Origin of the sequence: Pseudomonas sp. S4_EA_1b (assembly GCF_016307435.1) — a bacterium.
GTDB classification, from domain to species: Bacteria; Pseudomonadota; Gammaproteobacteria; order Pseudomonadales; family Pseudomonadaceae; genus Aquipseudomonas; species Aquipseudomonas rhodesiae.
This window is the reverse complement of record NZ_JAEILC010000098.1, coordinates 17,938-29,883: the sequence shown is the minus strand read 5'-3', so window position 1 is coordinate 29,883 and position 11,946 is coordinate 17,938. Positions and strand designations below refer to the sequence as shown.

Here is an 11,946-nt window from a genome sequence, read left to right as displayed (position 1 = left end):
TTAAGGCAGATTACGCGTTAATTGTGCATCCTTGAAGGACCACTCGGCGATTGAGCTGGGACATTGGTCGTGTGCCGTAATCGGTTACGATTGGACAAAATGTCGGGGCAAGCTCCAAAAAACAAGGAAATCCCGGTTTGAAACTCAGTGATATCGCACGTCTGGCCGGTGTGTCCGTTACCACCGCCAGTTATGTCATCAACGGCAAAGCCGCCCAACAACGCATCAGCCACGCCACCGTCGAACGAGTGCGTGCGGTGGTAGAGGCCCACGGCTTTACCCCCAATCCCCAGGCCGCCGGGCTACGCAGCCGGCACACGCGCACGTTGGGCTTTATTCTGCCCGACCTGGAAAACCCCAGTTACGCGCGTATCGCCAAATTGCTGGAGCAAGGCGCGCGCGCGCGTGGCTATCAATTGTTGATCGCCAGCTCCGACGACGATGCCGACAGCGAACGGCAATTGCTGCAACTGTTCCGCGCCCGGCGGTGCGATGCGCTGTTCGTGGCCAGTTGCCTGCCCACCAGCGACGACAGCTACCGCGAGCTGCAAGCCAAAGGCCTGCCGGTAATCGCCATCGACCGGGTGATGGAGCCGGCGCAGTTCTGTTCGGTGGTCAGCGACGACCGCCAGGCCTGCCAGCAACTGACCAGCAGCCTGCTGCAACCGTTGCCTAAACAGATTGTGCTGATCGGCGCGCGGCCCGAGCTGAGTATCAGCCAGGAACGCGCCGCCGGTTTTCAGCAAGCGTTGAAAGGCTTTACCGGCGAGATGCTCATCGAACACGGCGAAGCCTTCAGCCGCGATTGTGGCCGACAGCTGATGGAGCAATTGCTGCAGCGGCTGGGCCATTTGCCTGACGCGCTGGTGACGACGTCCTACGTGCTGCTCCAAGGGGTGTTCGACGCACTGCACGACTACCCGCTCAAATCACGGCCCCTGCGCCTGGGCACGTTTGGCGACACCCAACTGCTGGACTTCCTGCCGCTGCCGGTCAACGCCATGGCCCAGCAGCATCAGTTGATCGCCGACACCGCGCTGCGCCTGGCCCTGGCCGCCATCGAAGAAGAGCAGTACCAACCGGGCGTACACGCCATCGGCCGCACCTTCAAGCAGCGTATTCACGAGGCGTGAACGTGACGCTGATCGACACCCACACGCACCTTGATTTCCCGGAATTCGACAGCGACCGCCGGGAAGTCCTCGCCCACAGCCGCGAGCTGGGCGTGCAGCGCATGGTGGTGCTGGGGGTGTATCAGCAGAATTGGCAGCGGTTGTGGGATTTGGTGCAGACGGATGAAGGCCTGTTCGCTGCGTTCGGCCTGCATCCGGTGTATCTGGACGATCACCGCCCCGCCGATCTGAGGGCATTAGGTGACTGGCTGACCCGCCTGCAAGGCCATCGGCAACTCTGCGCGGTGGGCGAGATCGGTCTGGATTACTTCCTCGAACACCTGGACCGCGCACGTCAGCAACAGCTGTTTGAAGCGCAACTGCAACTGGCGGCGGATTTTCAGTTGCCTGCCCTGCTGCACGTACGTCGCAGCCATGCGGCGGTGATTGACACGCTCAAGCGCATCCGCGTGCCACGCGGCGGCATCATTCACGCGTTTGCCGGCAGCCGCGAAGAAGCCCGCGAATACATCAAGCTGGGCTTCAAGCTCGGCCTGGGCGGCGCCGCCACCTGGCCCCAGGCGTTGCGCATGCACAAGGTGCTGGCACAACTGCCGCTGGACGCGGTGGTGCTGGAAACCGATTCGCCCGACATGCCGCCCGCCATGTACCCCGGCCAGCGCAACAGCCCCGAGCACTTGCCGGACATTTGCCAGGCCCTGGCCGAGCATATGGGTATCGACCCGCTATCGTTGGCCGAGGCGAGCACACGCAATGCGCGTGAGTTGTTCAATTGGTAGCGTCGGTTCGACGGCGTGCAGGTTGAGGGTGATGCGCTGGCGATGACGGGCATAGCGCAACACCATGAAATGCACCAGCAACACCACCAGCGAAATATTGAACTGCCCAATCACACTGATCAGCCCCACCCACTCTGCCACCAGCGCCACGATCAGCACCACGCAAGTGAACGTCACCATGCTTGGACGCACCAACGCCCAATATTCCAGGGACTTGAAATGGCGCAGTTGGCGAGGGCATTTGAGTTCAAGCTCCCGGTGGCAATACGGGCAGTCGAAGGGCTCTTCGATGGCGATGGCATTCAATTGCCAAGGCTTGAGTTCAAAGGTGATATCGCAATGGGCGCATTGCCCTTTGATGCCGAGTGCAGCGGTCATCGTGGTGCCTCCCCGGCTCCCGGTTTGAATGAAATAAATTCTCACTCATCTACGCGGCCAGAAAAGACACCCCGGAAAATTCAGACGCACACCACACCCGTTAACGCTTTAGTCCTACGCCTACGCCTTACACGCGGAAGGCGCCGATCAGCTGTTTCAACTCCACCACCTGCAATGACAAGCGTTGACTGGCCGCAGCGGTCTGCTGCGCACCGTCGGCGGCATGCTCGCCGGCGCGATTGATTTCGACGATGTTCTGGTCGATATCGTGGGCCACGGCGGTCTGCTGTTCCACGGCTGCCGCAATCTGTTGGTTCTGATCCACGATCATGCCGACGGCACCGAGGATATTCTCCAACGCCTGCTGGACCTGTTCCGACTGCCCGACCGTGCCATTGGCCATTTCATGGCTGCTGCCCATGGCCTTGACCGCCGCGTCCACACCGCTGTGCAAGCGACTGATCATCTGCTCGATCTCTTCGGTGGACTGCTGCGTGCGCCGCGCGAGGGTACGTACCTCATCCGCTACTACCGCAAAACCGCGCCCCTGCTCACCGGCCCGCGCCGCCTCAATCGCGGCATTGAGCGCCAGCAGGTTGGTTTGCTCAGCGATGCTTTTGATCACTTCTAACACCGTGCTGATGGCCTGGCTGTCGGTGGCCAATTGGTTGATCACCCGTACCGACTGGTCGATCTCCGACGCCAACCGCGCGATGCTGCCCTGTTGGGATTGCACCAGGCCGCGACCGCTGACGGTCTCCTGGTTGACGCTGTGGGCGCTGCTCACGGCTGCAGCGGCGTTGCGGGCCACCTCCTGGGCGGTGGACGACATCTGGTTCATGGCCGTCGCCACCTGTTCGATCTGTGTACGCTGGCCGCAGACGGCCTGGTTACTCTGCGCCGAGACCGTTTCCACCTGACCGGCCTGCTGCTCGACCTGGTTGACGGTGTGCCCGACGCGCTCGATCAGATCGTGGATTTTCGCCACGGTGCCGTTGAACACCTGACCCAGGTCACCCAGTTCATCGCGGCTGCGCGCCACGAAGGAGACGGTCATATCACCGGCCGCCACCTTGTCCATCATCGTGCCCAGATGTCGCAATGTGGTGCGCGTGGAGGCATAGAAACCGGCGTAGAGGTAGAAGATCAGCAAAAACACGGCGGTCAGCGCCGACACCAGCACCACCATGTGCAGGCGGTTCTGCGTCAGGCGATGCTGCAACTGTTGCTCAAGAAACCCCAGGGTGGCCTCATCGAGTTGATAGGTCTGGGCCATCAACTGGCTGACCGCATCGTAGAACGTCTGCCAGGGCGCATCGAGGGTCTCGGCCATGACCACCTGCTCTTCGAATAGCTCACTGCCTTGCTTGAGGCTGGCGTTACTGGCCTTGGCCAGACCGTCGAGCGCCGTGTGCGCGGCACTGCTGGAGCCCAGCGCATCCTGCAGTTTCAAGCCATATTCGCCGTGGAGTTTTTCCAGTTGCTGCAGCAGTTCGTCAAAGCGCGTGCTGGACGATGAGTTGAGAAACCCCTGCCCCAGCGAATAGGCGCCCATGGCCCGCCCTTCTCCCAGTGTTTGGGTCACCTGCGGCGTAACGCTGGTGATCAACTCAGTCAGCTGGCGCAGATCGCTTTGGGGGTCGCGGCTCAAGCCCGATTGACTGGCGACGATCTGGCCGAGCATCTGCGCCTTGTTCAGCAGCTTGCCGATCAATGCGCTTTTACTCAGCAGCGAAGTTTCCTGTTGCTGGGCCTTGAACGCGCCGATCAATTCGTCGCGCTTGGCCTCGAACACCGCGATTTGCTCGGGGTCTGTGGCCATCGCGGTAAAGCCCTGCAAGCGGCTCAGTACGCTCTGCTCCAAGGCGCTGATCTTGCCTTCCAGGTCGCCCGCCTTACCCGACTGGCCCAGAGTGGCGTTGATTTGTACCTGATTATTCAGGGTTTCCAGGTCACGGCGCAGGGCCAGGCTGCTGCCGAGCACGTCGAGGCTTTGCAGTTCGACGCGGGTGCCCTGGAATTCGCGCCACGAATCGCGCACCAGGAAATAGTTGGTGACCAGCATCGGCAACAGGAACAACACACTGATCAGGCTGAACTTCAGGCCGAAGCTCAGGCGGTTCATCAGCGCGACGGCGGGATAGAGCAAGCTCTTCACAGGTGAACTCCCTTTTTGTTTTATTTTTATTGAGGGCGCAGGGCGGCGGCAGAAAGCCACTATTTGGCGCTCTGTCTGTATAGCTCAATTTGAAAGGGAGTTTTGTAACTTAAGGTTAACAGCCAGTGGGAGCCGAAGGGGCTCCCACGTAACGCGGTCTGCGCTTTACGGCAACACCGTCCAGATGGCGAACCCGGCATACCACAGCACAGCCGCGCGCAGCAGCAGTTCCCATAGGCGGTCAAGGCTGTTGATACCGTCGGCCCCCACTGCCGGCGCCGGTATCTCGGCGGCGGCCAGACCGACTTTATCCACCAGTTGGGCCGCGCTGATGTCCCAGCTCAGTAGCTCGTGCAGCATGACCCGGCTGACCGCGACAAAGTTGCCCACCAAGGCAAAACTGGCGGCCAGTAGGCGTACCGGCAACCAGTCGAAGGCGTGGCGCATTTGCCCGGCGCGCTCGGCGACCAGCGGGTTCTGGCTGTGTTCGCTGGCCAACGCCAACAGGCGATAAGCCAGGGCAGCGACCGGGCCCAGCAGGAAATACCAGAAAATCACCGCAAAAAAGCTCTGGTAGGCCTGCCATAACAGGTGGCCCTGTACCCGATCGAGCAGTTGCTCGCCGCTGTCGGCGCCCAGCTTGAGGTCGCGCTCGGCGACGTGCTCGGCGGCCTGCAAGTCGCCGCGTCGCCAGGCATCGCGGAACGGGCCCAGATCAGCCAGCAGATCGCCACGGCCCAGGCTGTAGATCACCACCAGCAGGTGCACCGGCAGCGCCAGTAAGCCATAGGCCACCGGTTCCAGTACCAGCAGCAACAGCGCCAGCAATGCCACCGGCAGTAACACTAACAAGGTCAGAATCAACCAAGGCCGCTGCGCCATACGTGGGCTCGATTCCAGTTTGGCCAGCTCGCGCAGCCAGCCGCCATCGCGCTGCAACCGATGACGCAGGGCCGAAAACTTCTCGATCCAGACCGCCAACACCAGTACCAGGAAACTCATCAGGTGTGTCCTCCATCCTGCAGGGCGCTGCGAAAGCGCTTCCAATCAAAAGCGGGGCCGGGGTCGGTCTTGCGTCCCGGCGCGATATCGCTGTGGCCACAAATGCGTTGCGGGGTGATATCAGGGTAAGCCGCCTGCAATTGGCGGGTCAGGTCGATCAGTGCACGGTACTGGGCATCGGTGAACGGCAGCTCGTCCGTGCCTTCCAGTTCAATGCCCAGGGAAAAATCGTTGCAGGTTTCCCGCCCCTCGAACTGCGAAACACCGGCGTGCCAGGCCCGGTCAAGGCAGGACACAAACTGCGTCACCGTCCCGTCGCGCTCAATCAGAAAATGCGCAGATACCCGTAGGTCGGCAATCCCTTCAAAGTAAGGATGTTCCGTGACATCCAGGCGATTCTGGAAAAACGCCTGCACTTTGCCAGTGGCGAACTGCGCCGGTGGCAAGCTGATGTTGTGCACCACCAGCAGTGAGATTTCGCCTGCGGGGCGCTGATTGAAGTTGGGCGAAGGGCAATGACGAATGCCCTGGCACCAACCGCTGGCGGGGTCCAACTGCATACAGGTTCCTTGAATGGGGCAACAGGTGACCAGTATGCCGCGTTCGACCCCGAGGTTGCGATCACTTGCCGTGATTGAGTTGCCGCAGCTTACTCACTACGGCAGCCAATGCACGCTCGAACAGCGGGCTGTCGTCCAGAACCTGCAAGACGCCCTGCTTAAACGCCAGCGCCAGCTGGCCGACGCTTTTTTCCAGCACCTTGAGCCCCGTGCGGCTGACGAACACATACGTGTTGGCCGGGGCCATGATCGCCGCGAGCTTGCAGCGCTGGGTAAAGGCGCCATCCTGCTGGAACATGACCCAAGCGCCGACCCGCAATTGATGAACCTTGAGCAGGTCGGGATCGTTGGGCGCCAGGTCGAGCGCGGAGTCCGGCGGCAGCTCGCTGAATACCAAAGGCTCGCGTACTTCGATCAGCTCGTCGACACCGTCCGCCGGCTGCACATGCATAGCCTGGAGGCGGACGAAAAATTCTCGGGTGCTGAGAGGGTCGAACGCCGCGCTGGTCAAACCGTCGCGCAGCGCCTTGAGCAAGCCGGGCAAATGCTCCAGCAAGCGCCGCCCGGCCTCGGTGTCTTCCTGCAGGCCGACGCTCCAGATCAGTTCGTCCATGGTGCGCAGCGCCGATTGCCATTGCACCGACTCCTCTCCGTGCTTGAGGCTGGCCAACAACAGCACCTGGCTCCAGGCCTGTTGCAGAAACTGCACCACGGCGAGGGGCAACACTTTGCCCAGCAGCCGCCTATTGAGCACCTCGGCCACCCGCTGACGGGCCGCCTCGGTGCGCACTCGGCCTTCTTCGGCATCGCGGGTGTGCTGTTCGAGCAACTCGCTGCGGCGACACTCATCGGCGGCGAACGCGCTGAACTCAGCGAGCAATTGGGCAAAAATCGCCGGATCTTCGACAAACTCATTGAGCAAACGCTGCACCACCTGCTCGATGCGCAGGTACAAAGGGTCACGCGGGTAGTCATCGCACAGGTTGCAGCCCAAGGCCATCGCAGCGATTTCGTTCAGCAGGCGCCGCGCCGGGTGGCCGGCATGGCTGAAAAGACTCTTGTCCAGCACCGCCACTTTGAGCATTGGGATTTGCAGGCGCGCGATCAGCGCTTTGAAAGCGTCCGGGACGGTAGGGTCGTTGAGGATAAATTCGAACAGCAGGGCGATCAGATTGATGACGTCTTCATCGGCCTCCTCCACCACCCGTGACTTGCCGCTCTTGACACTGACGCGGGTGAGCAATTGCTCCAGCTGGTTGCACAGGTCGAAATCGTCCTCGGCGTCCGGCGTCGGCACGTACTGCTGCAAATGGGACAACAGGCGCAGCAGGTCCCGCGTGGCGATAGGCTGGGGTTCGGCGCTGGCTTCGAGGGTCGGCGTCACGCTACCGCGCACGGGTTTGAGCAAGGCTTGCAGCGCCGCAAAGGCTTGCTGGCCGTTTTCGTCGAGGGGTTGATCGGTGCTCGGCAATGCGTCTTCGCGCGAGCGTTCACGGGCGGCCCGCCCACCGGCACGGCGCGAAGGCACGGTCTTGAGCTCCGGCAACACCCCCGTGGCGACCAACAATTGATTGGCTTCGGCGTAGAGTTGATCGGCATCGCTGAGGACATACTTCTCGAATAGCTTGAGCATGATCAGTTTGACGCGAATCTCCACGCCCAGGCTGCGCCCCGCCTGCAAGAAAAATTCGCACAGCAGCGCCGGGCCCAGGGGGTTCTCACGCTCATCCTGGGCATTGCCCAGTACCGCACTCAGCCGCGCAGTGAGCTGCGACAGTGCCAGTCCATCGCGATGCCGGACGCGGCCCAGCATGGCTTCGAGCGCCACGGTTTTTTCCAGTGCGTCATGGGACGAACCGGGTGCCGCATCGTAGGAAACCACTGGCACCAACTGCAGCTCCCTGCGCCCGGTGTCGCCCAGGCCGGCAAAAGCGGCAAACAGGCGCTCCATGAATACACGCTCGAAGTTCTTGCGCTTGAGGCGCAGGTCGCGCATGGCTTCAAAGAAAATATGGTGATCGACGGTGCTGCGGGCCTTGTCGGCCATTTCAAACAGCGTGTCGTCGGCGTTATCGAAGAGTTCCTGCAAGCCTTGCTGCAGCTGCTGCGCCGCCTTGTCGCGGACTTGCAGCAACACAACCGGCAGGCGGGCCAGCGGCGATGGCGTGGCATGCGCTTTATTAATCGGCACCACCTTTCCGTCATTGTGCATCCTGGCCTCCTGAAACGGCGGTATTGAGTTGGGCGACAATCATCGATAGGCCGCATCGAACCCTGTGGATAACTGCACGCCAGCAGACGTCAAAGCTATGACGCCAATTGCAAGGCGCAAGATTATCTTGCAAACCGGGGGGCAAGCGCCAGCGCCCTCTGTGATTTGCGCACAAATGAGCGGGTGGCTGGGTTCCCAGTCACACAGCCCCTATAATCGACGCACTTTGTTTGTGGAGCCTGTTATGCCGAATCTCCGTCTTGCCGACCTCACCGCCGAAATCGAAGCCAATGTGCGCCGCGCACTGCTGGAGGACATCGGCAGCGGCGACATTACCGCGCAATTGATCCCGGCCGAACGACTGGCCAAGGCCACCATCATTACCCGCGATGACGCCGTGATCGCCGGCACGGCGTGGGTGGACGCGGTGTTCCGGCAGTTGGACCCTCGGGTCGCCGTGCACTGGCAGGTGGCCGATGGCGAACGCGTCAGCCCCAATCAAGCGCTTTTTCACCTCGAAGGCCCGGCGCGCTCGCTGCTCAGCGGCGAGCGCAGTGCGCTGAATTTTTTGCAGATGCTGTCCGGCGTCGCCACACGCGCGAAGTACCTGGCGGACTTCGTTGCCGGCACTCAAGTCAAATTGCTGGACACCCGCAAAACTCTGCCGGGCCTGCGCCTGGCACAGAAGTACGCGGTGACGTGCGGCGGCTGTCACAACCATCGCATCGGTCTGTACGACGCGTTCCTGATCAAGGAAAACCACATCGCTGCCTGCGGCGGCATTGCACAGGCCATCACGGCGGCGCACAAGATCGCTCCCGGCAAGCCCGTGGAAATCGAAGTGGAGAGTCTGGAGGAACTGCGCGAAGCATTAGCGGCGGGCGCCGACATCATCATGCTCGATGAGTTGAGCCTCGACGACATGCGCGAAGCCGTGCGCCTGAACGGCGGCAAGGCGAAGCTGGAAGCCAGCGGCGGCATCAATGAAACCACCCTGCTGCCCATTGCCGAGACCGGGGTGGACTACATCTCCATCGGCGCGATGACCAAGGACGTGAAGGCGGTGGACCTGTCGATGAGGCTCAGCCTCTGAAAAGCGGCAAGCGGTCAGCGTGACGCTGCAAGGAAGCCGAGTGGCCCCTTGCAGCTTGCCGCTCTGTTCTAAACCACCAGGTTATTCATCTCGCAATACTCATCCCAATCCACACCCAGCACCTCGGCCGCTTCCTTATGCAGGACCAGCCGTTGCGCTTCGAACTCTTCCGGTGTCGAGGTGTACTTGAGGGTCAGTTCCCAAGGTTGGAGGCCCTGGCTTTCGGCCTCGTCCTCGAATGCCCACTGAATCTGGTCGCGCTGATCATCGGCGCTCAGGTCCTTGATCTCTTCTTTAAGCTGCGGCGATTCCTTGAGGTAGTGCTCAAGAGCTGCTTCGTGCCGGGCTTCCTGGGTCATTTCAGTCGTGGTCATGGTGTTCTCTTAGATCGAGGAATGGGGATGCATCTGGGACATCAGGTTGCGCAGATACAAAAGAACAGGCACGAATGCCGGCTCGTCTGGCCTTCAGAACCATTCTGGGATCAGCTGAAAACATTGCCTTTGAAACAGTGTTGCCTTTGTGCCCGAGACAGGAATCGAACCTGCGACCTTCGCGTTACGAGTGCGCTGCTCTACCGGCTGAGCTACACGGGCGGTGGACTAAAGCTAGCACCGCATCCGGCGTCCGGCAACTCGCGGCCTTCAGCGGGCGATAACACCCTGCGCCCAGAAACGCGGTTGCAAGTAGCTGCCCAGGGTGTCGAGGTACTGTCGCTGGGCCTGCTTGATATGGGGCACATCGCGCAGCGCGACAGATACCAGCAATGCAATGGCCAACGCGCTCAACAGCTTCCATGCGCGCCAGGCCAACGGCCATGACGCCGTTACAGGTGTGCGCCAAGGGTGCAGCGCCATCAGCCAGCCCACTACCAGCGCAAGCCAAACCTGGGACGTGGGCATCACCAGCACACCGTCGACCATGGACTGCGTCAGCGCACCGACCAACGCAGCGAACAGACATAAGCGCAGTAGATCCGCACGCTCGCTGAACTGCGCGCGCTCACGCAGCACGACAATCGTGGCCCAGCCACTGCGCGCCGCCAAAAACGCCACGCACAATGTCGACGGCACGCCCCATTCGCTGGCCCACTGCAAAACAGCCTGATGCGGATGGGCGGCAACTTTGTTGGCAATATCGGCAAAGTGCATCGGTCCGAAGCCTAACCACGGCCGCTCAGTCAGCATGTGCCAACCCTGCCACCAGATCGGGCCGCGCCCCGACAGCGAAGTGGTGAGGCGCTCGCTGGCGTCATTGGAGGTGTCGATTCCCAGGTAGGTCGCCAGCACCGTAAACACCAGCCAGTAGATCCACAAGCCGCTCAGCATCCCCGCCAATTGCCAACCCAACCAACGCCGCCCCCATGGCCCGATCAGTGCCACGACCATGCCCGCCACTGCCATGCCGAGCCAGGTGCCGCGTGTACCGCCGCTGATCGCGATCAACCACCAGGCGCATAGCAACGCAAATGCCATCCCCCGCAATGAGCGAGAGACTGTGGGTAACAGCAAAGGCAATGCCAACAGCGGCAGCGTGAATGTCTGGAACTGGCCATAAAAGCGCTTGTTGGAAAAGCTGGATAACAGCAGATCAGGGTTCATCGTGTGCCCGCCGCTGGCGAACGCAAGCACGCCGGCGTACAGGTACTGGAGGGTTTTGATCAGGCACAGCAACACCACGATCAGCAGCAGCACACGATCCAAAGGCTCGCCGCCGTGACGGCGCAGCGATGCAAAAGCTAACGCGATTGCCGCGCAGCTGACGAACAGCGCCATCTCGGTCAGCGCCCAAAGCGGCTGATGGGCCAGCAGCGAAGACGCCAGGCCCAATCCCACGATGAGCGCCAGCCCCCATGCCGTCTGGCGATCCACCCAGGGCTCGGTCGGGGTAATCGAGCTTCCGTACAGCACCGCACAAAACCCGATGGCAATCTGCATGACCCGCTGTAGATCGTGCCCACTGAACGGTGCACAAATCCCCACCACCAACAGGCACACCGTCACCACCAGGAAAATACTGCCGCGCTGCTGTACGGATAACACCATCGGTTACCTCAACGTCCTTGTGGGTACAGGCACCGCTAAGCGCCGCCGGCTCCGCAGCCCTTGCCGGCGTATTTGGCCTCGGCCGTGGTGGTGCAGGTCCAGCCGCTGGTGGCGTTGCGTGTCAGCACAATGCTCTTGCCCAGTACGGGCGCCGGTGCATCGAGGATCTCGCAACGGATATCGCCCGCGCCCGTTTTAACGTCCCCTGTCACCTCGATTTTGCAATTGGCGGTAGGGCTGGTGCCGCCGATCAATGCCAGGGTAGGTACGGTGCCCTGATTGAGGGTGTCTTCGTACCCGGCCTTCAATGCGCTGATTTCAGCCAGGCCGGCGGTGAACTTGGCCTTGGCTTGATGGGTGGTGTACATGGGCAGGCCAATGGTGGCCAAAATGCCGATGATTGCCACGACGATCAACAACTCGATCAAGGTAAAACCTTTCTGACGCATCACTCTCACTCTCCAGAATAGAACTCATGACAAGGCGCTTCCTGCGCCCCGCGTTGTGCAGCGGCGCCAGTGTACTCATCCGCCGGTGGTCAATCGCCTGCATGACGCACATTCTGACATTTTATCCACCACCACAG

The 11,946-nt window shown here is 61.4% G+C and carries 11 protein-coding genes and 1 tRNA gene; 3 read left to right on the top strand and 9 right to left on the bottom strand.

Going from position 1 to position 11,946, the window contains the following annotated elements; all coding sequences use genetic code 11:
* The first annotated feature begins 137 nt into the window (after nt 1-137).
* Nucleotides 138-1,133, top strand: coding sequence for a catabolite repressor/activator (gene cra / locus YA0848_RS27340; RefSeq protein ID WP_034111727.1), 996 nt, complete (start codon nt 138-140; stop codon nt 1,131-1,133).
* A 2-nt stretch (nt 1,134-1,135) separates the two neighbouring features.
* Nucleotides 1,136-1,912, top strand: a complete 777-nt coding sequence (locus YA0848_RS27335; RefSeq protein WP_169902839.1) for a TatD family hydrolase — start codon at nt 1,136-1,138, stop codon at nt 1,910-1,912.
* Here YA0848_RS27335 and YA0848_RS27330 read toward each other — a convergent pair.
* From YA0848_RS27330 to YA0848_RS27310, 5 genes are all read right to left on the bottom strand, one after another.
* Entirely contained in the window at nt 1,859-2,290 is a 432-nt protein-coding gene (locus YA0848_RS27330) for a hypothetical protein (RefSeq protein ID WP_034095843.1), read from the bottom strand. The genes YA0848_RS27335 and YA0848_RS27330 overlap by 54 nt on opposite strands.
* A gap of 127 nt (nt 2,291-2,417) precedes the next feature.
* On the bottom strand, nt 2,418-3,122 hold the full coding sequence (locus tag YA0848_RS36785; RefSeq protein ID WP_371919189.1) for a methyl-accepting chemotaxis protein: 705 nt from the start codon (nt 3,120-3,122) through the stop codon (nt 2,418-2,420).
* Between the two features lie 1,491 nt (nt 3,123-4,613).
* Nucleotides 4,614-5,450: a regulatory signaling modulator protein AmpE gene (gene ampE / locus YA0848_RS27320; protein WP_034095841.1), complete on the bottom strand. Its 837-nt coding sequence runs from the start codon at nt 5,448-5,450 to the stop codon at nt 4,614-4,616.
* Nucleotides 5,450-6,010 carry a 1,6-anhydro-N-acetylmuramyl-L-alanine amidase AmpD gene (gene ampD / locus YA0848_RS27315; protein WP_034111723.1) on the bottom strand — a complete coding sequence of 187 codons (561 nt, stop codon included), beginning with the start codon at nt 6,008-6,010 and terminating at the stop codon, nt 5,450-5,452. The genes ampE and ampD overlap by 1 nt, the downstream gene beginning before the upstream one ends.
* Before the next feature lie 61 nt (nt 6,011-6,071).
* Nucleotides 6,072-8,222, bottom strand: coding sequence for a DUF1631 domain-containing protein (locus tag YA0848_RS27310; RefSeq protein WP_169902841.1), 2,151 nt, complete (start codon nt 8,220-8,222; stop codon nt 6,072-6,074).
* 244 nt (nt 8,223-8,466) lie between these two features.
* Here YA0848_RS27310 and nadC point away from each other — a divergent pair, with 244 nt between their 5' ends.
* A complete protein-coding gene (nadC, locus tag YA0848_RS27305; RefSeq protein WP_034095838.1) occupies nt 8,467-9,315 on the top strand; it encodes a carboxylating nicotinate-nucleotide diphosphorylase in 849 nt (282 codons plus the stop codon).
* Between the two features lie 68 nt (nt 9,316-9,383).
* Here nadC and YA0848_RS27300 read toward each other — a convergent pair whose 3' ends face one another.
* The 4 genes from YA0848_RS27300 to YA0848_RS27285 form a co-directional block, all read right to left on the bottom strand.
* The gene (locus YA0848_RS27300) at nt 9,384-9,689 is read right to left on the bottom strand and encodes a DUF6388 family protein (protein ID WP_034095837.1); all 306 of its coding nucleotides are present in this window, start codon (nt 9,687-9,689) and stop codon (nt 9,384-9,386) included.
* A 149-nt stretch (nt 9,690-9,838) separates the two neighbouring features.
* A tRNA-Thr gene (locus YA0848_RS27295) sits at nt 9,839-9,911 on the bottom strand.
* 48 nt (nt 9,912-9,959) lie between these two features.
* Entirely contained in the window at nt 9,960-11,360 is a 1,401-nt protein-coding gene (locus YA0848_RS27290) for an O-antigen ligase family protein (RefSeq protein WP_047881669.1), read from the bottom strand.
* A gap of 35 nt (nt 11,361-11,395) precedes the next feature.
* The gene (locus YA0848_RS27285; RefSeq protein WP_034111719.1) at nt 11,396-11,809 is read right to left on the bottom strand and encodes a pilin; all 414 of its coding nucleotides are present in this window, start codon (nt 11,807-11,809) and stop codon (nt 11,396-11,398) included.
* Between the last annotated feature and the right edge of the window lie 137 nt (nt 11,810-11,946).